21 protein-coding genes are annotated in these 21,664 nt (G+C 62.7%); 16 read left to right on the top strand and 5 right to left on the bottom strand.

What is annotated here, in order from left to right; genetic code table 11:
• Positions 1 to 27 precede the first annotated feature (27 nt).
• The 6 genes from JN279_RS37900 to JN279_RS37875 all read left to right on the top strand — a co-directional run bounded on the left by JN279_RS37900 (position 28) and on the right by JN279_RS37875 (position 6,863).
• Entirely contained in the window at positions 28 to 1,197 is a 1,170-nt protein-coding gene (locus JN279_RS37900; protein ID WP_096458487.1) for an acyl-CoA dehydrogenase family protein, read from the top strand.
• A gap of 33 nt (positions 1,198 to 1,230) precedes the next feature.
• Positions 1,231 to 2,439 carry an acetyl-CoA C-acetyltransferase gene (locus JN279_RS37895; protein WP_010913377.1) on the top strand — a complete coding sequence of 403 codons (1,209 nt, stop codon included), beginning with the start codon at positions 1,231 to 1,233 and terminating at the stop codon, positions 2,437 to 2,439.
• A gap of 14 nt (positions 2,440 to 2,453) precedes the next feature.
• Positions 2,454 to 4,673 (top strand): 3-hydroxyacyl-CoA dehydrogenase NAD-binding domain-containing protein, encoded by a 2,220-nt coding sequence (locus tag JN279_RS37890; RefSeq protein ID WP_096453399.1) that lies wholly within the window; start codon positions 2,454 to 2,456, stop codon positions 4,671 to 4,673.
• Between the two features lie 9 nt (positions 4,674 to 4,682).
• On the top strand, positions 4,683 to 5,228 hold the full coding sequence (locus JN279_RS37885; protein WP_096453401.1) for a thioesterase family protein: 546 nt from the start codon (positions 4,683 to 4,685) through the stop codon (positions 5,226 to 5,228).
• 126 nt (positions 5,229 to 5,354) lie between these two features.
• Positions 5,355 to 5,993, top strand: a complete 639-nt coding sequence (locus JN279_RS37880) for a S24 family peptidase (RefSeq protein WP_096453403.1) — start codon at positions 5,355 to 5,357, stop codon at positions 5,991 to 5,993.
• Positions 5,994 to 6,002: 9 nt separating this feature from the next.
• Positions 6,003 to 6,863, top strand: a complete 861-nt coding sequence (locus JN279_RS37875) for a thermonuclease family protein (protein ID WP_446720387.1) — start codon at positions 6,003 to 6,005, stop codon at positions 6,861 to 6,863.
• Here JN279_RS37875 and JN279_RS37870 read toward each other — a convergent pair.
• The gene (locus JN279_RS37870) at positions 6,829 to 8,475 is read right to left on the bottom strand and encodes a lysine--tRNA ligase (protein ID WP_096453405.1); all 1,647 of its coding nucleotides are present in this window, start codon (positions 8,473 to 8,475) and stop codon (positions 6,829 to 6,831) included. The genes JN279_RS37875 and JN279_RS37870 overlap by 35 nt on opposite strands.
• 173 nt (positions 8,476 to 8,648) lie before the next feature.
• Between JN279_RS37870 and JN279_RS37865 the strand changes: the two genes are divergently transcribed.
• Positions 8,649 to 9,062 carry a tellurite resistance TerB family protein gene (locus tag JN279_RS37865; RefSeq protein WP_096453407.1) on the top strand — a complete coding sequence of 138 codons (414 nt, stop codon included), beginning with the start codon at positions 8,649 to 8,651 and terminating at the stop codon, positions 9,060 to 9,062.
• A gap of 18 nt (positions 9,063 to 9,080) precedes the next feature.
• On the opposite strand, the gene JN279_RS37860 is transcribed toward JN279_RS37865, so the two are convergent.
• A complete protein-coding gene (locus tag JN279_RS37860; RefSeq protein ID WP_096458493.1) occupies positions 9,081 to 9,932 on the bottom strand; it encodes a transporter substrate-binding domain-containing protein in 852 nt (283 codons plus the stop codon).
• A gap of 259 nt (positions 9,933 to 10,191) precedes the next feature.
• Here JN279_RS37860 and JN279_RS37855 point away from each other — a divergent pair, with 259 nt between their 5' ends.
• The 3 genes from JN279_RS37855 to JN279_RS37845 all read left to right on the top strand — a co-directional run bounded on the left by JN279_RS37855 (position 10,192) and on the right by JN279_RS37845 (position 12,420).
• Complete coding sequence (locus tag JN279_RS37855; protein WP_096453409.1) at positions 10,192 to 10,923, top strand: helix-turn-helix transcriptional regulator; 732 nt, start codon at positions 10,192 to 10,194, stop codon at positions 10,921 to 10,923.
• A gap of 97 nt (positions 10,924 to 11,020) precedes the next feature.
• Complete coding sequence (locus JN279_RS37850) at positions 11,021 to 11,659, top strand: acyl-homoserine-lactone synthase (protein WP_096453411.1); 639 nt, start codon at positions 11,021 to 11,023, stop codon at positions 11,657 to 11,659.
• Positions 11,656 to 12,420: an enoyl-CoA hydratase-related protein gene (locus JN279_RS37845; protein ID WP_202351676.1), complete on the top strand. Its 765-nt coding sequence runs from the start codon at positions 11,656 to 11,658 to the stop codon at positions 12,418 to 12,420. The genes JN279_RS37850 and JN279_RS37845 overlap by 4 nt, the downstream gene beginning before the upstream one ends.
• A 54-nt stretch (positions 12,421 to 12,474) precedes the next feature.
• Here JN279_RS37845 and ppk2 read toward each other — a convergent pair whose 3' ends face one another.
• A complete protein-coding gene (ppk2, locus tag JN279_RS37840) occupies positions 12,475 to 13,383 on the bottom strand; it encodes a polyphosphate kinase 2 (protein ID WP_096453413.1) in 909 nt (302 codons plus the stop codon).
• Positions 13,384 to 13,496: 113 nt separating this feature from the next.
• On the opposite strand from ppk2, the gene JN279_RS37835 reads away from it, so the two are divergent.
• The 3 genes from JN279_RS37835 to JN279_RS37825 all read left to right on the top strand — a co-directional run bounded on the left by JN279_RS37835 (position 13,497) and on the right by JN279_RS37825 (position 16,704).
• On the top strand, positions 13,497 to 14,762 hold the full coding sequence (locus tag JN279_RS37835) for a sensor histidine kinase (RefSeq protein WP_202351675.1): 1,266 nt from the start codon (positions 13,497 to 13,499) through the stop codon (positions 14,760 to 14,762).
• Between the two features lie 114 nt (positions 14,763 to 14,876).
• On the top strand, positions 14,877 to 15,602 hold the full coding sequence (gene phoU, locus JN279_RS37830) for a phosphate signaling complex protein PhoU (protein ID WP_202351674.1): 726 nt from the start codon (positions 14,877 to 14,879) through the stop codon (positions 15,600 to 15,602).
• A gap of 94 nt (positions 15,603 to 15,696) precedes the next feature.
• Complete coding sequence (locus JN279_RS37825; protein ID WP_096453419.1) at positions 15,697 to 16,704, top strand: magnesium and cobalt transport protein CorA; 1,008 nt, start codon at positions 15,697 to 15,699, stop codon at positions 16,702 to 16,704.
• Positions 16,705 to 16,793: 89 nt separating this feature from the next.
• Here JN279_RS37825 and JN279_RS37820 read toward each other — a convergent pair whose 3' ends face one another.
• Complete coding sequence (locus tag JN279_RS37820; protein ID WP_027043472.1) at positions 16,794 to 17,315, bottom strand: GcrA family cell cycle regulator; 522 nt, start codon at positions 17,313 to 17,315, stop codon at positions 16,794 to 16,796.
• A gap of 357 nt (positions 17,316 to 17,672) precedes the next feature.
• On the opposite strand from JN279_RS37820, the gene JN279_RS37815 reads away from it, so the two are divergent.
• From JN279_RS37815 to JN279_RS37805, 3 genes are all read left to right on the top strand, one after another.
• Positions 17,673 to 18,872: an aspartate aminotransferase family protein gene (locus JN279_RS37815; RefSeq protein ID WP_096453421.1), complete on the top strand. Its 1,200-nt coding sequence runs from the start codon at positions 17,673 to 17,675 to the stop codon at positions 18,870 to 18,872.
• A gap of 16 nt (positions 18,873 to 18,888) precedes the next feature.
• Positions 18,889 to 19,800 carry an ornithine carbamoyltransferase gene (gene argF, locus JN279_RS37810; protein WP_096453423.1) on the top strand — a complete coding sequence of 304 codons (912 nt, stop codon included), beginning with the start codon at positions 18,889 to 18,891 and terminating at the stop codon, positions 19,798 to 19,800.
• 93 nt (positions 19,801 to 19,893) lie between these two features.
• Positions 19,894 to 20,925: an Hsp33 family molecular chaperone gene (locus JN279_RS37805; protein WP_096453425.1), complete on the top strand. Its 1,032-nt coding sequence runs from the start codon at positions 19,894 to 19,896 to the stop codon at positions 20,923 to 20,925.
• A gap of 180 nt (positions 20,926 to 21,105) precedes the next feature.
• Here JN279_RS37805 and apaG read toward each other — a convergent pair whose 3' ends face one another.
• Positions 21,106 to 21,498: a Co2+/Mg2+ efflux protein ApaG gene (gene apaG, locus JN279_RS37800; protein WP_010913396.1), complete on the bottom strand. Its 393-nt coding sequence runs from the start codon at positions 21,496 to 21,498 to the stop codon at positions 21,106 to 21,108.
• Between the last annotated feature and the right edge of the window lie 166 nt (positions 21,499 to 21,664).

Here is a 21,664-nt window from a genome sequence, read left to right as displayed (position 1 = left end):
GCGCTCTGGGAGGAGTATCATATCCACATGACCAACCCCGCCGAAATCCTTGGCCTCCCCAAACCCGCCTGGGCGGCGGACGAGGTCGGCATGCTCTACGACATGGCGACCCGCTTCATGTCGGAGGAGATCGCACCGCGCTACGACGAGTTCGAGAAGAACGAGATGGTCGATCGCGAGAGCTGGCTGAAGGCGGGTGCTGCCGGTCTGCTCTGCGCGTCGATGCCGGAGGAATATGGCGGTTCCGGCGGCACCTTCGCGCATGAGAGCGCCATCATCGAGGCGATCGGCCATGTCGGCGTCGACGGTTTTGGCATCGGCCTGCATAATTCGATCGTCGCGCCCTACATCCTCCACTACGGCTCCGAGGAGCAGAAGAAGAAGTGGCTGCCGAAGCTCGCCACCGGCGAGCTGATCGGCGCCATCGCCATGACCGAGCCGGGCGCCGGTTCCGACCTGCAGGGCGTCAAGACGCGGGCGGAGAAGGACGGCAATCAGTACAAGGTCAACGGCTCCAAGACCTTCATCACCAACGGCCAGCTCGCCAACTTCATCATCGTCGTCACCAAGACCGATCCGGAAAAGGGCGCCAAGGGCACCTCGCTGATCGTCGTCGAGACCGACGAGGTCGAGGGTTTCGAGCGCGGCCGCAACCTCGACAAGATTGGGCTCAAGGCCAACGACACGTCGGAACTGTTCTTCAACGACGTGCGCGTGCCGACATCCAACCTGCTCGGCCACGAAGAAGGCCAGGGCTTCATCCAGCTGATGCAGCAATTGCCGCAGGAGCGGCTGCAAATCGGCACTGGCGCCATCGCCATGATCGAGCGGGCGCTGGCGCTGACCATCGACTACGTCAAGGAGCGCAAGGCCTTCGGCAAGGCGATCATCGACTTCCAGAACACCCAGTTCAAGCTCGCCGAGCTGAAGACCGAGGCGACGATCGGCCGCGTCTTCTACAATGACTGCGTCACCCGCCACATCAATGGCGGGCTCGATCCGGTGACGGCGTCGATGGCGAAATATTGGCTCTCCGACCTGCAGGGCAAAGTCGTCGACGAATGCCTTCAATTGCATGGCGGCTATGGTTACATGAATGAATACCCGATCGCCCGCATGTTCCGCGACGCTCGCGTCCAGCGCATCTACGGCGGCACCAACGAGATCATGAAATTGCTGATCGGACGCTCGCTCTGAGAGTGGCGACCGGCAAACCCAAGGAGCACGAAAATGGCTGAGGCTTATGTCTATGACGCCGTGCGCACGCCGCGCGGCAAGGGCAAGAAAGACGGATCGCTGCACGAGGTTCCGGCGGTGCGGCTTGCCGCCAAGACGCTGGAAGCGCTGCGCGACCGCAATGGGCTCGACACCGGCACTGTCGACGACATCATCTTCGGCTGCGTCGATCCGGTTGGCGAGGCGGGCTCGGTCATTCCGCGCGCGGCCGCCTTCGAGGCAGGCTACGACACTAAGGCGCCCGGCATGCAGATCTCGCGCTTCTGCGCCTCGGGTCTCGACGCCATCAATTTCGGCGCCGCCAAGATCGCGCAGGGCGCCGACGAGATCGTCATTGCCGGTGGCGTCGAATCCATGTCGCGCGTCGGCATGGGCGCCTCCGGCGGTGCCTGGTTCATGGACCCTTCGGTCGGCCTGCCTGGCTGGTTCGTGCCGCAAGGCATCTCGGCCGATCTGATCGCCACCAAATACGGTTTTTCCCGCGACGACGTCGATGCCTATGCGGTCGAGAGCCAGAAGCGTGCGGCCAAATCCTGGGCCGACGGCCGCTTCAAGAATTCGGTGATCCCGATCAAGGACCAGAACGGCCTCACCATTCTCGACCATGACGAGCACATGCGGCCTTCGACCGACATGCAATCGCTGGCCTCGCTCAACCCGTCCTTCGTCATGCCGGGTGAAATGGGCGGCTTCGATGCGGTCGCGGTGCAGAAGCACCCCGAGGTGGAAGAGGTCAACCACGTCCACCACGCCGGCAATTCATCCGGCATCGTCGATGGTGCCGCCGCCGTGCTGCTCGGCTCCAAGAAGGCGGGGAAAGCCATGGGGCTGAAGCCCCGCGCGCGCATCCGCACCTTCGCCAATATCGGCTCCGAGCCGGTGCTGATGCTGACCGGCCCGGTCGACGTCACCGAGAAGCTCCTGAAGCGCGCCAAGATGAAGCTGTCGGACATCGACCTGTTCGAGCTCAACGAGGCCTTCGCCTCGGTGGTGCTGCGCTATATGCAGGCCTTCGACATCCCGCACGACAAGATCAACGTCAATGGCGGCGCCATTGCCATGGGCCACCCGCTCGGCGCCACCGGCGCGATGATCTTCGGCACGGTGCTGGACGAACTCGAGCGCCGTGACCTCAACACCGCGCTGGTGACGCTGTGCATCGGCGCCGGCATGGGCACCGCAACGATCATCGAACGCGTCTGACGGGGAAAGAAACAATGAGCTACATCAATTTCACCCTCGACACCGACGCCGACGGCATCGCGCTCGTCACCTGGAACATGCCGGATCGCTCGATGAACGTGTTCACCGAGGAGGTGATGGGCGAACTCGACAAGATCATCGACCAGGTGGTGGCCGACGCCGGCATCAAGGGTGCGGTGATCACCTCGGGCAAGGACAGCTTCTCCGGCGGCGCCGATCTCACCATGCTGCAGAAGATGCTCGCCGTGTTTGCCAGGGAAAAGACCAAGGATCCGGAGAAGGCGGCAAAGCTTTTGTTCGACAATGCCGGCCGCATGGGCGGTCTGTGGCGCAAGCTCGAAACATCAGGCAAGCCTTGGGTTTCGGCGATCAACGGCACCTGCATGGGCGGCGCCTTCGAATTGTCGCTGGCCTGCCATGGTCGCGTCGCCGCCGATTCAGACAAGGTCAAGATGGCCTTGCCGGAAGTCAAGGTCGGCATCTTCCCCGGCGCCGGCGGCACCCAGCGCGTACCACGGCTGACCGATCAGCAGCAGGCGCTGCAGATGCTGACCTCCGGCCAGAATCTGTCGCCGCAGAAGGCGAAGGCCATGGGCCTGATCCACGAGATCGCCGAGCCGGCCAAGCTGGTCGAGACCGCAAAGGCCATGATCAGGAACGGACTGAAAGCCGTCCAGCCCTGGGACGAGAAGGGCTTCAAGCTGCCCGGCGGCCCGATCTATTCGCCGGCCGGTTTCAATCTCTGGCCGCCGGCCATCGCCATCCTGCGTCGAGAGACCTATGGCAACTACCCGGCCGCCGCCGCCATCCTGAAATGCGTCTACGAAGGCCTGCTGGTGCCGTTCGATACCGGCCTGCGGATCGAGCAGCGCTATTTCACCGAGATCATGCAGACCAAGGAAGCGGCGGCGATGATCCGCTCGCTGTTCGTGTCGTTGCAGGAGCTGAACAAGGGCGCCCGCCGTCCGGCCGGCGTGCCGGAAACCAAGTTCAAGAAGATCGGCATTCTTGGCGCCGGCTTCATGGGTGCCGGCATCGCCTATGTCACCGCCAAGGCCGGTATCCCGGTGGTTCTGCTCGACCGCGATATCGAGTCCGCCACTAAGGGCAAGGCGCATTCCGACAACCTGGTCTCGGATCAGGTCAAGAAGGGCCGCGCCAAGCCTGAGGAGAAGGACAAGCTCTTGTCTTTGATCACGCCGACAGCCGACTATGCCGACCTTGTCGGTTGCGACCTCGTCGTCGAGGCGGTGTTCGAGGATTCCGCCGTCAAGAAGGCAGCCACCGAACAGGCGGAGGCCGTGCTGAAGTCGTCGGCGATCTTCGCCTCCAACACCTCGACCATTCCGATCACCTCGCTGGCGAAGAATTCGGCGCGACCGAAGAATTTTGTCGGCATCCACTTCTTCTCGCCGGTCGACAAGATGATGCTGGTCGAGATCATTTTGGGCAAGAAGACGGGCGACAAGGCGCTGGCAACAGCGATCGATTTTGTCCGTGCCATCAAGAAGACGCCGATCGTCGTCAACGATACGCGCGGCTTCTACGTCAATCGCTGCGTGCTGCGCTACATGTCGGAAGCCTACAAGATGCTGATCGAAGGCGTTCCCGCGCCGATGATCGAGAATGCGGCAAAGGCCGCCGGCATGCCGGTCGGTCCGCTGGCGCTCACCGACGAGACCGCGATCGACCTTGCCCAGAAGATCATGAAGCAGACCATCCGGGATCTCGGCGACAAGGCCGTCGACCCCAAGCAGATGGCGCTGATCAACACCATGGTTGACGACCATGGCCGCTTCGGCCGCAAGAACGGCAAGGGCTTTTATGACTATCCGGCCAAGCCCGCCAAGAAGAAGCTGTGGCCGGGTCTGAAGGACCTCTACCCGCAGCTTGCTCCCGAGAAGGTCGATTACGAGGAACTGCAGCAGCGGCTGCTGGTCACAATCGCGCTGGAAGCGGCACGCGTAATGGAGGAGGGCATCGTCACCGATCCGCGCGAGGCCGATGTCGGTTCGATCCTGGCCTTTGGCTTCGCGCCCTATACCGGCGGTGCGCTGTCCTATATCGACGGCATCGGCGCCAAGGAATTCGTCAAGATCGCCAAGGGGCTGCAGAAGAAATATGGCGCCGAATTCAAGGCGCCCAAGCTGCTCATCGACATGGCCGAGAAGGGCGAGACCTTCTACGAACGCTTCGACCCCTACGCCAAGGGCGACGTGAAGCAAGCCGCCTGACGCTGGATTATGTACGTCTGGGCGCGCATGGCGCGCATGCTGGCCACGGCGCGAAGCCGTGGCCCCTATGTGATGGGCGGTGAAAGCCGGCTGGCCTTTCGCTGCTTGCCGACCGACATCGATTTCAACATCCATCTCAACAATGCGCGCTACATGATGCTGGCCGATCTCGGCCGCATTGACCTCTTTGTCCGCGCCGGACTGATCACGCTGGCGCGCAAGAATGGCTGGGCGCCGATGATGGGCGGGCTGCAGGCGGTCTACGCGCGCGAGATCAAGCTGTGGCGCCGCTTCGAAGTGGTCTCCTCGATCGAAACCTGGGAAGGCAGCCAGGCCATCGGCAAGCATCGCTTCGTCCTCGACAATGGCGAGACAGCCGCCTTGATCCTGACGACGGCCGGCGTCTACGACCGCAAGGCTCGTCGCTTCCTTGATATTGACGAGGTCGTCGCCGCGCTTGGTCGCTCGGTGAACCCGCGTCCGCCGACCGAGGCGGAGCGGATCTTCATGACGTCGCACCAGGGGCTGCGCAGTCTGACCAAAGGGGCCGACTGACCAGCGGAGATCATCATACCCGCAGCCTTCACGAAGGTGTGCCGTCAGAGTGTGTCCGGTGGACAAACCGGGATGCAGAGACTAGAAGGGAAAGGCATTTTTTCCTGTCTCGAAGGAGAGCACGACATGCTCTCGCACGACCGCGTCTGGGCTGCCATCGATGCTCTTGCCGAGCGTTATTCGCTTTCGGCGTCAGGTCTGGCAAGGCGCGCGGGCCTCGATTCGACCGCCTTCAACAAGTCGAAACGCCTGTCCTCGGATGGCCGGCCGCGCTGGCCTTCGACCGAATCGCTGGCCAAGATCATCGAGGCGACGGGAGCGTCACTCGACGAGTTCACCGGGCTGATCGAAGGCCGTATGGGCGCCGCGCCCGCTCCCAGACGAGCCGTGCCTTTGCTTGGCTTTGCCCAGGCCGGCGCCGGCGGCTTCTTCGACGATGCCGGCTTTCCTGCGGGGCAGGGCTGGGATCTGGTCGAACTGCCGGCGCAATCGACCGAGAGCTCCTATGCCTTGCAGGTGCAAGGTGATTCCATGCTACCGCTCTACCGCAATGGCGACGTCCTCATCGTCGAGCCGGGCGCGGTCACCCGCAAGGGCGATCGCGTCGTCGTCAAGACCACGTCAGGCGAGGTGATGGCCAAGGTGCTCGAGCGCCAGACCGTCAAGTCGATCGCGCTGGTCTCGCTCAATCCCGATCACCCCGACCGCGACATTCCCATGCGCGAGGTCGAATGGGTGGCGAGGATTGTCTGGGCAAGCCAGTAGGCCGGGCTGGTGCGGCTTCCCTATCTTGCCCTTGCGGTTGTGATGGTCCCGGTGATGGCGGCCCTGGTCGTCGCCGGCGGTCGCACGCTGAAAGGAAGCGAGGGCACCGTTACCGTGGACCAGATCGATCCCGACGCGGACACGATCTCGCAAGCGGGCGCCGATGCCGGGCCTGAAGAGCCGGCCACCTCAGCTATTCCTGCGCCTACCGCTCCGCTGCCGCCGAAGCCGGTGGTGCATTCGCGGGCAATCGATCCGGATGTCGTTGCGCCGCCGGAACTGCCCGCAGGCGAGCTTGAACGGGTCGAGCCGCGCGAACCGTTGAGCAAGCTGGCGCTGGCCGTGCCGCCCAAGCCGAAGATGCCCGATGACTGGAATGGCACGAAGCTGTTCCAGCCGGTCGCGACGGCTGCCGGCCTGATCGAGGCGAAAGGCTATTCAGTTGCCATTTCCGGCATTGATGTCGTCCCACAGGACGAGACCTGCACCACCGACGGCAAGTCCTGGCCGTGCGGCATCCGTGCGCGCACGGCGTTCCGCGCCTTCCTGCGCGGCCGCGCTGTGGTCTGCACGGTGCCGCCCGAAGGCGGCCGCGACCGGATTGCGGCGCAATGCCGGATCGGCAAGCAGGATGTCGGTCAATGGCTGGTCGACGATGGCTGGGCGCGTGCCGCCAAGGGCGGGCCCTATGCCGAGGCCGGCGAAAAGGCGCAAAGCGCCAGGAAGGGCATTTTCGGATCGGCGCCGAACCTGGCCGGCATCTCAGCGGTGCCGGACCCGCCGGCCCCTGCGCCTCAGGCGCCGGGTTCGATCCTGGAAGAGGTCGACGGTGCCCTCAAGCCAGCTGACCAGCCAGCGCCTGCTGAATGAGCGCGCGGGTCTCGGCGACGCCGTAGAGCGCGGCGAACGAGCCGAAGCGCGGGCCACGTTCCTGGCCGATGAGCACCTGGTAGATCATCTGGAAGAAGGCGCCCGACACGCCCGGGCCGCCTTCCGGGCTCTGCTTGGAGTGATCCTGATAACGTTCGATCTTGCGCGCCACGTTGAGGGAAGCGTTCTGGATCGCCTCGCCGCCGGCATCCGCCGGCAGTGTGCCAAGCGCTGCGTCCAGCGCCTGCAGCGCTTCTCGCTCGACCTCGTCGGCCGGGCGGAAGGTTTTCGTCGGCCGCACGAAATCGTCGAAATAGCGGATCGCATGGCCGACCAGCTGGTCCAGCTCCGGGTGCGTCTTCGGCGTCACATTGGTCGCATGGCGCGAGATGAAGCCCCACAGCACGTCCTTGTTTTGCGCATTTGAGGCGCTGACCAGGTTGAGCAGCAGCGAGAAGGGCACAGGCATGTCTATTGCCGGCGGGTTGCCGTCATGCATATGCCAGACCGGATTACCCAGCCGCTCCTTCCAGTCCTGCCTGGGGTAGGCGGCGAGAAAGGTGTAATATTCGTCCACGGCCCTCGGAATGACGTCGAAATAGAGCTTCTTGGCCTGCCGCGGCCGCTGGTACATGTAGAGCCCCAGGCTCTCGGTCGGCGCATAGGTCAGCCATTCGTCGATGGTCAGCCCGTTGCCCTTCGACTTCGAGATCTTCTGGCCGTTTTCGTCGAGGAACAGTTCGTAGACGAAATGCTCCGGCGCGCGTCCGCCCAATATATTGCAGATGCGGTCATAGACCACGGCATTGGTCTGGTGGTCCTTGCCGAACATTTCGAAATCGACGCCGAGCGCCGCCCAGCGCATGCCGAAATCCGGCTTCCACTGCAGCTTTACCCGGCCGCCGGTGATCGAAAGCGTGGTCTCGGTGCCCTCATCGTCGAAAGTGATGGTGCCGGCCTTGGCGTCGACATGCTTCATCGGCACGTAAAGCACGCGGCCGCTCTTCGGGGAAATCGGTAGGAATGGGCTGTAGGTCGCCTGCCGCTCCGGTCCAAGCGTCGGCAGCATCACCGCCATGATCTTGTCATAGCGCTCGGCGGCGGTGAGCAGCATCGCGTCGAAACGGCCCGACTTGTAATACTGCGTCGCGCTGGCGAATTCGTAATCGAAGCCGAACGTGTCGAGGAAGCGGCACAGCATCGCGTTGTTGTGATCGGCGAAGCTCGCATAGTCGCCGCCGAACGGGTTGGGCACCGATGAGAGCGGCTTGTGCAGATGCGGCTCGAGTGCCGCGCGATCCGGCACGTTGTCGGGTATCTTGCGCATACCATCCATGTCGTCGGAGAAGCACAAGAGCTTGGTCGCGACCTTATCCTGTGTCAGCACGCGGAATGCATGGCGCACCATCGAGGTGCGCGCCACCTCGCCGAACGTGCCGATATGCGGCAGGCCTGAAGGGCCATAGCCAGTCTCGAACAGGATCGTTTCGGGAAAGTCGCTGCCCTTGTAGCGCTCGATGATCTTTTTGGCTTCCTCGAACGGCCACGCCTTGCTCTCGGCCGCAGCTGCCAGCAGTTCGGGGTTGAGATCGAGGATGTTTGATCCCGCCATGGTCGTGTTTTCCAAATTATTCGCCGGCCAGATTATTCGCTGGTATGGCCGCAGTGTCGATTTTCAACCGGTCCTCTAGGCGCGCATGGCCGGAGCGTCAACGCGTGGGGCGCTTTTTCCTTGCGACGCAGTTGGCGCCTGCCTACCTTCGAAGTCCGTTCAAGGAGTAAAGAATGTCGTCGCCGACCCCGCATGAAGCCCTGATCTACCTGATGGTCATCACCTCGGCCTCCGATCGCGACATGACCGATGTCGAACTGGCCAGGATCGGCGAGGTTGTCCGCTCATGGCCGGTGTTCGAGGATTTCAAGCAGGACCGGCTGGTTTCCGTCGCCCAGGCTTGTCAGAAGCTGTTGCAAGAAAAGGATGGCCTGGAGAGTGTCCTGGCCCAGATTGCCGAAGCCCTGCCGGAGCGTTTGCGCGACACTGCCTATGCCGCGGCCTTCGAAGTCGCCGCCGTCGATCTCGAAATGCGCCTGGAGGAAGTGCGGGTGCTGCAACTGATCCGCCGCCAGCTCGATCTCGATACGCTGACCGTCGCCGCCATCGGCCGCGCGGCCAAGGCGCGGCTGCGCACCCTGACCTGAATATCGACAGCCGCTAGTCTAGAAAAAGCTGACCGGAAAATAGCGCAGATAGAATTCGGCGAAGGTGCCTTTCATCGAAATCTCCTGCAGCGCGTAGTCGATCGCCGCGGCCAGCGCCGGATTGTCCGCCCGCGTGGCGATGGCCATGCCGGTGCCCAGATATTCGGGCGCCAGATAGGGACCGCCGGCAAACCGGCAGCAGCCGGCCGCGTCCGAGCCGCCCAGCCAGAAGGCGAAGCGCATGCCGTCACCGAAGGCGGCATCGATCTTGCCAGCCTTGAGATCGCTGTAGAGGGCTTGCGGTCCGTCGAAGGAGACGATCTGGACCGTGTTGAAATAGTCGCGCAGCATGCGCTCATGCGCCGAGCCGGCGAGTACGCCGACGCGCTTGCTGCGCAGCTTGTCGAAAATCGGTTCCGCAAACGCCTTGGTCTTCGGCATGATGAAGCGCGCCGGAAACTGCAGATAGGAGCGCGAGAAGGCGTATGCCTGGCGCGATTGCGGCGTCGCGGCGATGCCGGCGATGATGGCTTCGCCTTCGCCTTTATCGAGCGCGCCTTCGAGCTCGCCCCAGGGCAATGCCTGGATCTGGCATTTGTCGACAATGCCGAGTTCGGCGCAGATGGCGCGTGCCAGGTCGATGTGGAAACCGGACAGCTTTCCCGCGCCATCAAGGAAATTGAAGGGCGGAAAATCCGTGGTCGTCAGGAATCGCAGCCGTGGCAGTGCCGAAAGGTCGGGCTTCGGCAACCGTTCCTTGGCGTCCCACAAAACCGGCACCTGCGGTTCCGTCGCGCGTGCCCCGGAAGCCAATGGCAGCGCCGCGATCAGCAGCGAAGCCAGCACCAGGGACCTCCATTGGAACGCCACGATAGACTCCGCCGCACTCATCTTCGCACCGGTTTTGGTACGAAAATGGTACAGGCACAATGGTTTTTGATTTCAACGCGCCGATTTCAGGATATGCTTTAGCGCGTTTGCAAACAGCGGTGGCTGCCCTGGTTGGGGGACCAGGGTCGAGAACCACAACCGGAGATGTGCGCGTTGCAATCCGCGGTCGGTGGCCAAATGCAGACAAGGCGTGGACCATTGATCTCAATGCATGAGGCAACATGGGGTTGATGTTGCGATGGGTCAATTTGATCGTACGCTGGAATACATAGACCAACTGCAACACGCCGGAACGCCAGCGGCGGTCTGCGAGAAGCTGTTGGGCATAACGTCGGATTTCGGTCTGACGGCGCTGATGGCCGGAACCGTTCCGCAGCCGGGCACGCCGACCGGGCAGCAAAAACAGCATGTGCTGCTTTGCGACTGGCCCGTCGAATGGCTGGAGCGCTACGTGGCGCGCAACTATGTCGACCACGATCCGGTGGTCAGCCATATGAAGCAGTTGCAGGCGCCGTTCCAGTGGCGCGAAGCCGCCCAGGGCATTCGCATCGACAAGAGCAGCGGTGAGGTGATGGGCGATGCCGGCGCTTTCAAGCTGCGCGACGGGCTGGCCTTCCCGTTGATCACGCTCGATGGCCAGATTGTCATGGTGTCGCTGGGTGGCGAGGCTGTGGAACTGTCGGCGGCCGAATTCGGCCTGGTGTCGCTGGTCTCGACCTATGCCGTTGGCCGCGCCATGCAACTCCACACCATGGCCGGCAAGACCATCGACCATATCGAACTGACGCCGCGCGAGCGCGAATGCCTGCAATGGGCCGCCGTTGGCAAGTCGGAATGGGAGATTTCGCAAATCCTCGGCATCTCCGAACACACGTCGGAGAAACATCTTCTTAACGCCAAAAGCAAACTCGGTGCCGTCAACCGGGTCCAGGCTGTCGCAGAAGCGATAAGGCGCGGCTACATTAGCTAGATCGGCCGTGCCGATCTAGAATTCTTGCCTACGCGATCACGCAATTTTCTCGTTGAAGCACGGCCGTATCTTCCTCTTAAACCCAGGAGACGACGGCATGCTTTTTTGTCTTACAACTCAAGAATTGATGGAACGCCCCGACCTTTGGGAGGCAGTCCATCGTCTGCGCTACCAGATATTTGTCGAGGAGATGGGGTGGGAGGACCTGCGGCGCCCGGACGGATTCGAGGTCGACCAGTTCGACCATGACGAGGCAGTGCATCAGATCGTCATCAGAGGCAACGAAGTCGCGGGCTATCAAAGGATGTTGCCGACCACGCGGCCCCATCTGCTGACCGATGTTTTGGCCGACCTTTCCGAAGGAACGCCACCATCGGGTCCTAACATCTGGGAATTGACCCGCTATGCGGTGGCTCCCGGTTTCCGCGATGGCCGTCGCGGCGTTTCGACCGTTGGCACCGAATTGATCGCCGGCTTCGTCGAGTGGGGGCTGAAGCGCGGCGTTGACAAGGTGATCATCGAGTTCGAGCCGATGTGGGTGTTGCGTGCCTTGCAGTTGCATTTCCTGGCGACACCGCTGGGTTATCAGCGCACCTACGGCAATCAGCAGGTCGTGGCGACACTGCTCTCCTTCAACGAGCACACGCTGGATGTGGTGCGTTCGCGCCGCAATCATCATGCTCCGGTTCTGGCCAGGGGATATCCCGACATGTTTGGCCAAAGGAGGGCGTCATGAGATCGGAGACCACGGTGAATCCGCACCCGCAGCCAGAACTGCGCAACCACACGCTGATCGTCACCGTGTCGTCGAATGACGGCCGGCCGGTGCTCGACAGAAGGGCCTATGAAAGCCTTGCCAGGACGTTTCATGAAGCCGCCGACAATGACGAAGTGCGTGTCGTCGTGCTGCGTGGCCTGGCAGGCTGCTTCTGCCTTGGCGGCGACTTTTCCGAATTCCTCGACGCCACCAAACATCAGAAGCTGATTGCCGCCGTCACCGACATGTTCCGCACGCTGGCGACTTTCCCCAAACCTATCCTCGCCTGCGTCGATGGTGATGCCGTCGGCGTCGGCTGCACCATCCTGTTCCACTGCGATATGGTGATCGCCTCGAATGAAAGCACGTTCCGGGTGCCGTTCGTCGACTTCGGCCTTGTGCCGGACGCGGCGACCAGCATCCTGGCGCCGCAGAAGCTCGGCTATGCCGGCGCCTTCCGTTTCTTCTGCCTCGGCGACACACTTCACGCCGAGGACGCCAGGGCACTCGGCCTCGTCGCCGAGATCGTGCATGACGGCGTGGAGGAGGCGACGCTCGGCCGCGCCAGGCAGCTCGCCAAGAAGCCGGTTGCCGCCCTGCTGCAGACCCGCGGCCTGCTCAAGGGAAACACCGGCGCGCTGTGCGACCGGATCGACCAGGAGATATCGCTGTTTCAGCAGGCGCTGCAGGACGACGTCACGCTGCGGCGTCTGCAGCGGATCGCCAGGCTCGCGGCCTGAGCGACCACGAAGATACCGCGCCGCGCTGCCCAGTGGCCGCGCGGCGCGAAAGCATCAACCTTCTTTGCCGAGGAATGACGGCCCTTCGCCGATGATCTTCTTGTCTTCCTTGCCGACGATATCGAGATCGCGGCCGTCATAGGGCAACGACAACAGGATGCGCCGCATCACCGCCAGCCGCGCGCGGCGCTTGTCATTGGCCCGCACGATGATCCATGGCGCGAACTCTTTGTGTGTGCGTTCGAACATGGTGTCGCGCGCCTTGGTGTAATCGTCCCATTTGGTGATGCCGGCGACGTCGATCGGCGAGAATTTCCAGCTCTTCAGAGGGCTGTAGCGGCGATCGTGAAAGCGCTCGAGCTGCGTCTCCTGGCCGATGTTCAGCCAGAATTTGAAGAAGTGGATGTCGTCATTGACGATCATCCGTTCGAAATGCGGCGTCTCGTCGAGAAATTTCTCATGCTGCTCCGGCGTGCAGAAGCCCATCACCGGCTCGACGCCGGCGCGGTTGTACCAGGAACGGTCGAAGGTGACGAACTCGCCCGATGTCGGGAAATGGTCGACATAGCGCTGGTAGTACCATTGTCCCAGTTCGGTGGGGGTCGGCTTGGTCAGCGCCACGTTGCGCGCCGTGCGCGGATTGAGGTACTGGCGCACCACGAAGATCGTGCCGCCCTTGCCGGCGGCGTCGCGGCCCTCGAACAACGCCATCACCCGCTTGCCGCTGGCCTGCAGCCAGGCCTGCGCCTTGACCAGTTCGACCTGCAATTTCTCGAGCGTCTCGTCATACTCGTCGCTGTTCATCTTCTTGTCATAGGGGTAGCCGCCCGCGGTCAGCTTGTTGTCCTCGACCCAACTGGGAAGCTCGGGATTCTCGATGTCGAACTCCCGCTTTTTGCCGTCGATCTTGATCTTCAGCGGACCCGGAGCCGGCGCGGCGGAAGTTTCCTTGGCTTTTTTCATCGAGACGAACCCTTTTCAGCTTGCGGACTCATGCTATTGGGAGCCTCCAAGCCGGTCTAGCAGGAAGTTGCCGTACGGTCGGACAGCGCCTGAGAGGGCTATAGGACGCGCGGATGGCTGAGCAAAGCGCAGAGCAGGCAAGTGTGGCGCAAGCCATGGCCATCCGGCTATGGCACAGCCGCCGGCTGCTCGCGGCCGGTGTCGTCGCAGTTCTGACAGCTTTTGCCTTCGCCAATATTTCCGCCTACGTGCTGGTGCCGGCGCTGCTCCTGTTGCTCGTCGCCGCGATGCTGCCAGCCGCGGGCCTGCGCCAGTACGGCGAGAATACCGCCGCGATCGAGGCGATCGGCCTGCAGCGCCTGTCGGGCGAATATCTGGCAGCGGCCGTCGCCGACCCGCTCGTCATTTTCGACCGCTCCGCCACCATGGTCCATGCCAATGCCGCCGCCTTTGCCGCTTTCGGCGGGATCGCACCAGGTCTGTCGCTGCCGCTGAAGTTCCGGGCGCCGGAGATGCAGACCCTGCTTGACAGCGTGCTGTCGGGCACGATCGCCTCGGATGTCGTCGACTATACCGAGAAGCTGCCGGTCGAGCGGGCCTACCGGGTCAGTGCGTCCTCGGTCGGGCATGGTACCGACCTCTATGTGCTGGTGTTCAAGGACCAGAGCGAGGCGCGCCGCATCGACCGCATGCGCGCCGACTTCATCGCCAATGCCAGCCACGAATTGCGTACCCCGCTCGCTTCGATCGCCGGTTTCATCGAAACACTGCGCGGACCGGCCCGCAACGATCCGGCGGCGCGTGAGCAATTCCTGCAGATTATGCAGAACCAGACCGGCCGCATGGCGCGTCTGATCGATGATCTGCTGTCGCTGTCTCGGCTGGAGATGAAGCCCTATCTGAAGCCCGGAACCGAGGTCGATCTACGCCAGACCGTCGACAGCGTCATCGACTCGCTGGCTCCGCTTGCCCGCGAAAACAACGTTGCCATCGAGCGCGATTTCGCCTCGGGGCCTCTCAATGTGCCGGGCGATCGCGACGAGCTGTTCCAGGTTTTCGAGAACTTGCTGGAAAACGCCTGCAAATACGGCCAGTCTGGGGGCCGTGTTCTGGTGTCGATCGCGCGCGCCGACGACGGTTCCGAACCCGGCATCGACGTGACGATCAGGGATTTCGGCCCCGGCATTCCTGAGGAGCACATTCCGCGCATCACCGAGCGCTTCTATCGCATCGATGTCGAGACCAGCCGGACCCAGAAAGGTACAGGCCTTGGACTGTCGATCGTCAAGCACATCCTGACGCGCCACAATGCCAGGCTGACGATCTGGTCCGAGGTCGGCGAGGGCGCTGCCTTCTCGGTTCATTTGCCGACGCACTGATAACGCCCTAGTTTTCCAAGGGACCGTTTCTTTTTTCTGTCATCCGGCTAGCGTATCGGCGGGGATTCGAGGAAACGACTCAAGATCAAGAACCCGTGGGAAGGCATTTCATCCATGCAGTCCGTGCACATCATGAGCGCCTTTGACGAGGAGCTGAAGTATCTGTCGAAGCGCATCGCAGCGATGGGCGGCCATGCCGAGCGTATGGTCGAGCAGGCGGTCGCCGCTCTCGTCAATGCCGATCCGGGACTGGCAGAGAAGGTCATCCGCGACGACGCGGTGCTCGACGAAGGGCAGCGCGAGATCGACGACAAGGCGATCATCATTATCGCCAAGCGCCAGCCGATGGCGACGGACCTGCGCGAGATCGTCGGCGCTATCCGCATTTCCGCCGACCTCGAACGGGTCGGCGACCTCGGCAAGAACGTTGCCAAGCGCGTGGTCGCCGTCATCGACGGCCGTCAGCCGACCAGCCTGTTTCGTGGCCTGGAGGCCCTGGCCAATCTGGCGCTCACCCAGCTCAAGGAAGTGCTCGACGTCTATGCATCGCGCTCGGTCGACAGGATCGGCTTCGTGCGCGACCGCGACGATCAGATCGATGCCATGTACACCTCGCTGTTTCGCGAATTGCTGACTTACATGATGGAAGATCCGCGCAACATCACGCCCTGCACGCATCTTCTGTTCTGCGCCAAGAACATCGAGCGCATCGGCGATCATGCCACCAACATCGCCGAGACCATCTATTACATTGTCACCGGCGACCAGATGCCGGCCGAGCGGCCGAAAGGCGACAAGACGGACAAGATCAGCGTGTCGGCGACGCTCTCGGCGAAATGAACGTTCGTCCTCTCGAACGCTAGATCATATTGCGCTAAACTATCCCGGCGTTAAGCTTCTCAGGCCTTAAAGGTCCTGCTTTCAGGAGGCTGCGATGGAATATGTTCGAGAGTTCAAGCCCGCGGCGCCGACATCGGGCATCATCGCCTCCAGTGTCTACACGGCCGGGCGGCGCATTGCCGACATTCCCATCGAGGAAGCCGGCGAATGGGCCAAGAAATCAGGACACGTTGTCTGGATCGGACTGCTCGAACCTGACCGCGAACTCCTGCTGCGCGTCCAGGCGCAATTCCATCTGCATGAGCTGGCGATCGAGGATGCCGAGCATCCGCACCAACGGCCGAAGATCGAGCAGTATGGCGACGCGTTGTTCATCGTCGCCCGCACCGCGCAGCTGATCGAGGGCCGCGTCACCTTCGGCGAGACGCATCTGTTCGTCGGCTCGGGCTACATCGTTAGCGTCAGGCATGGCCCTTCGACGTCCTACGCCGCCGTGCGTCAGCACTGGGAAAGCTGCCCGCATTCGCTGGCCAAGGGCGAGGATTTCGTCCTCTATGCCATTCTCGATTTCATCGTCGACAATTACATGCCCGTGCTCGAGCAGATCGAGGACGAGGTCGAGGCGATCGAGGACAGGGTCCTTTTGAAGCCGATGACCGGTCCCGACATCGAGCGGCTCTACATGCTGCGCCGCGATCTCCTGCGACTGCGAAATGCGGCACTTCCGCTGGTGGAAGTCTGCCGCCGGCTGACCAGCGCCGAGCTGCCGCAGATCCATTCAGCCATGCATCCGCTGTTTCGCGATGTGACCGACCACATCCGCACCGTCCAGGAAAAGATCGACAGTCTGCGCGAGGTGCTGGCGTTTGCCTTCGAGGCGAGCCTTCTGGTCGGTCAGAGCCAGGAGACGGCGATCTCGAAGAAGCTGGCCTCCTGGGCCGCCATCCTGGCCGTACCGACGGCATTCGCCGGCATCTACGGCATGAACTTCACCGACATGCCGGAACTGAAGATGGAATACGGCTACCCGATCGTGCTGACCACCATCGCGCTGATCTGCTCGTTTCTCTACTGGCGGTTCCGCAAGAATGGGTGGCTGTGAGGGAAGGCAGTAGGGCAGTAGGTTAAGACAAGGCGCTCATCAGCGCAGCTCAAAACATATTGCCCTACTGCCTTACCGCCCTATTCCCCTTAGCGATTGCGCCTCCGCTCCGCTGCCGGCTGGAAGGCCACGCGGGCGTGATATTTGCAATACGGACCGGTTTCGGCGGCCTCGTTGCCGCAGAAATTGAAGTCCTCCGACAACGGATCGCCGTTCGGCCATTTGCAGGTGCGCTCGGTCAATTCGACGAGCTGCAGATGCCGTGAGATCGGTACCACGACATTTTCGACCGGACGGATGTAATGATGGCGTGCGACGGGCTCGGCATCAAACTGGGTCTGCAGGGCCGTTGCGCCGATCGAAGTCGTGACATGGCGTGCCGTGCTCGCGGCGCGCGCCACCGATTTCTGGACGGTCGATCCCTGAGCCGTCTTCTTCTGGCGTGCCGGCGTCGCCGTTGCGCGCCCGCGGCCCGACAGCTTCAGCCGGTGCACCTTGCCGATGACGGCATTGCGGCTCACCCCTCCAAGCTGGGCAGCGATCTGGCTTGCGCTCAGACCCTCCGACCACAGTTTCCTGAGAAGTTCAACCCGCTCGTCAGTCCAGTTCATGAGACCGCGCTCCTGCTAAGCGTGCGCAATCGGAATCCCTTCCCGACCCAGCAACCTTGCTGGGGCAGACACCACATATATCTGGTGATTAGGTCCGCCGCACGAAATCTAGTTATTTCTCGACTACAATTACCTTATGCGCTGACTCGGTGACAAGAGTCCCAAGTGCAACACGAATCGGTTTTTTCGGTTTTCCCCAACTTGCCCGGTCGCTCATGAGCCGGCGTCGAGTTAGGGGGCCCATCACGCGCCACTACGTGACGTTTTCGTTGACTTCATGGCCGAAAAACACGATAAGCCGCACAAGGCCGCCGCTTTGGCGGCTTTTTTGATTTTCCGGTACCGGAGACGCATATAATGAGCGGTTCGGCGCTTTACGAGACCTTTGCTCGCGCTCCCCTGGCTTTCGACCACGGGGAAGGCACTTGGCTGGTTACCGACAAAGGCGAGCGATATCTCGATTTTGCCGGCGGTATCGCGGTCAATTCGCTCGGCCACAGCCATCCGCATCTGGTCGCGGCTCTTACCGAGCAGGCGGGAAAACTCTGGCACGTCTCCAATCTCTACGAGATTCCGGGGCAGACCCGGCTTGGCGAGCGCCTGGCCGATGCCACCTTCGCCGACAAGGTGTTCTTCACCAATTCCGGCGCCGAGGCGCTGGAATGCGCCATCAAGACGGCGCGGCGCTATCACTTCGTCAAGGGTCATCCCGAGCGCTTCCGCGTCATCACCTTCGAAGGCGCCTTCCATGGCCGCACGCTGGCCACCATCGCGGCCGGCGGCCAGTACAAATACCTCGAAGGCTTCGGACCCAAGGTCGAAGGTTTTGACCAGGTCGGCTTCGACGACATCGATGCCGCCGAGAAGGCGATCACGCCGGAAACCGCCGCGATCCTGATCGAACCCGTGCAGGGCGAGGGCGGTATCCGCCCGGTGCCGACACAATCGTTGAAGCGGCTGCGGCAGCTTTGCGACCAGCACGGCCTGTTGTTGATCTATGACGAGGTCCAGTGCGGCATCGGCCGCACCGGCAAGCTGTTCGCGCATGAATGGTCAGGCGTGGCGCCCGACATCATGGCGATCGCCAAGGGCATTGGCGGCGGCTTCCCCATGGGCGCCTGCCTGGCCACCGATGAAGCCGTGGTCGGTATGACGTCGGGCGTGCATGGCACCACCTTCGGCGGCAATCCGCTGGCCATGGCGGTCGGCAACGCCGTGCTCGATGTGGTGCTGGAAGACGGCTTCCTCGAAGACGTCCAGCGCAAGGCATTGCTGATGAAGCAAGGCCTGGCGGCGATCGCCGACGAGTTTCCGGATGTCATCGAAGACATCAGGGGCACCGGCCTCATGCTTGGCCTCAAATGCGCCATGCCAAACACCAAGGTGAACATGGCGCTACGCGACCAGCATTTGCTGGCGGTTCCGGCCGGCGACAACGTCATTCGCCTGTTGCCGCCGCTCACCGTCACCGACGCCGAGATCCACGAAGCGCTCAACCGCATCCGCGCTGGTGCCAAAGGCCTGGCGGATGCCATCGCCGTGGCCGCCGCGAAGTAATTCCGGAATATTGCTGATGTCAGTTCGCCATTTCACCGATCTGTCCACTGTTTCCGAGGGCGACCTGCGCTTCATGCTGGACGACGCGGTGGTGCGAAAGGCGCGCCTCAAGGCCGGCGAGCGCACCAAGCCGCTCGAAGGCAAGGTGCTGGCGATGATCTTCGATAAACCGTCGACGCGCACGCGCGTCTCCTTCGACGTCGGCATGCGCCAGCTTGGCGGCGAGACCATCATGCTGACCGGCACCGAAATGCAGCTCGGCCGCTCCGAAACCATCGCCGACACCGCCAAGGTGCTGTCACGCTATGTTGACGCGATCATGATCCGCACCACCTCGCATGACCGGCTGCTGGAGCTGACCGAGAATGCCACGGTTCCGGTGATCAACGGACTGACCGACGACACCCATCCGTGCCAGTTGATGGCCGACATCATGACCTTCGAGGAGCATCGCGGTCCGGTGGCCGGCAAGACCATTGCCTGGACCGGCGACGGCAACAATGTGCTGCACTCGCTGCTCGAGGCCTCGGCGCGGTTCCGCTTCAACCTCAACGTGGCCGTGCCCGAAGGCAGCGAGCCGGCGCAGAAGCACATCGACTGGTCCAAGGCGCATGGCGGCAAACTCCACTTCACCCGCTCACCCGAGGAAGCCGTCGATCAGGCCGACTGCATCGTCACCGACTGCTGGGTGTCGATGGGTCAGGAGCACCGCGCCCGCGGCCACAACGTGTTCTCGCCCTACCAGGTCAATGCAAAGCTGATGGCGCACGCCAAGCCGGACGCGCTGTTCATGCATTGCCTGCCGGCGCATCGCGGCGAAGAAGTGACCGACGAGGTCATCGACGGGCCGCATTCGGTGGTCTTCGACGAGGCCGAGAACCGGCTCCACGCCCAGAAGGCGGTGCTTGCCTGGTGTCTAGGCGCTTGATCTCCGGGCGCTTGATCTGCGGGCGCACGATGCCTATCTGCGCCGCATCACGCAAATCAAGCGCGTTTGGACGCATGCACCCCAGGGGGCGGCATGGCCGCGCCCTGGAGCTTTGTCATGTTGGAAACGCATCAAGTGACTGAACATCACCCCAAACTCGGCGAGTTCGGCTATGCCGGCGACGACCATGTCGTGCCGTTCGAGGTCGGCCCGCTCGACGTGCGCGGCCGCACCGTGCAACTCGGACCGATGCTCGACGCCATCCTTGGCCGCCACGACTACCCCGAGCCGGTCGCCCGCCTGCTGGCGGAAGCCTGCGTGCTGACGGTGCTGCTCGGCACCTCGCTCAAATTCGAGGGCAAGTTCATCCTGCAGACCCGCACCGACGGGCCGGTCGACATGCTGGTGGCGGATTTTTCGACGCCGTCGGCGCTGCGTGCCTATGCGCGCTTCGATGCGGATCGGCTCGAGGCGCTCGTCGCGGCAGGCGAAACATCCCAGCAGACGCTGCTTGGCAGCGGCGTGCTGGCGCTGACCATCGACCAAGGCGCCCACACCCAGCGCTATCAGGGCATCGTTCAGCTTGACGGCGAAACGCTGGAGGACGCTGCGCGCACTTATTTCCGCCAGTCGGAGCAGATCCCGACGGATGTCAGGCTCTCGGTGGCCAAGCTTTTGACGCCCGGCGTCGGCGGCGCGCGTGAGCAGTGGCGCGCGGGCGGCATTTTGGCGCAGTTCCTGCCGCAGTCACCCGAGCGCATGCGCGTGCCCGACATTTCGGGCGGCGACGGCGATCCGCGCGACGTGACGTATGAACCGTCAGACAATTCCTGGCAGGAACTGGTGGCGCTGCTCGGCACCATCGAGCCGACCGAACTGATCGATCCGACGATCGGTGCCGAACGGCTGCTCTATCGCCTGTTCCACGAGCATGGCGTGCGCGTCTTTGGCGGCGCCCCGGTCGCCGATCAGTGCTCATGCTCCAGGGACAAGATTCGCGGCATCCTCGAGGGTTTTTCCGCGCAGGAGATCAAGGACTCGACCGAGGATGGCGGCATCCACGTCGCCTGCGAATTCTGCTCGAAACAGTACGACTTCGACCCGGCGGAATTCGCGGCGCAGTAAAGTCCTTCCTTCTCCCCGTTTCACGGGGAGAAGGTGGCCGAAGGGCGGATGAGGGGCGGCGCTAACTTCGGCGAATAGCCGTGCGCAAACCCCGTCCTCGACGATATCTCAGGAGACTCGACGCCGCCCCTCATTGCCCTGCCGGGCATTTCTCCCCGTATAGTAACGGGGAGAAAGACGCTAATTCACCGTGCGCCGCGTCCCCGGCAGATCCAGCGAAAACGCCGGGATGGCGATATCAAAAGTCTCGCCGCGCTTGTTGCGCATCGTGTAGTGCCCGACCATGATCCCTGACGGGGTCGAGAGCGGGCAGCCGGACGTATATTGATAGCTGTCGCCGGGATTGAGCTCGGGCTGGTCGCCGACGACGCCCGGGCCGCGCACTTCCTCGACCCGGCCGGCACCGTCGGTGATGTGCCAATAGCGCGACAGAAGCTGCACGAATTCGTCCGACTGGTTGTCGATCGTTATCTGATAGCCCCAGACATAGCGGTTCTCGGAAGGATCCGAGCGGTCCTCGAGATAGAACGGCCTGACCTGCACTTCGATGTTGCGCGTGACGGCGCGGTACATAAGCGGCTCCAAAACAATCTCAAGCATGATCCCGAAAAGTGGGAACCGGTTTTCTCGGACAAACGGGTTTCCGTTCGTCCAGAGATCATGCTCAACAAGCAGAACCTTTCGGCGCTCCCGGCGAGCAGGTCAACATGCGCGTCTTGTCGCGCCTCGTCTTGAAACG

It is taken from the genome of Mesorhizobium sp. 113-1-2 (assembly GCF_016756475.1).
Lineage (GTDB): Bacteria > Pseudomonadota > Alphaproteobacteria > Rhizobiales > Rhizobiaceae > Mesorhizobium > Mesorhizobium loti_C.
The sequence above is the reverse complement of the archived record's forward strand: the minus strand, read 5'-3'. Positions and strand labels throughout refer to the sequence as shown.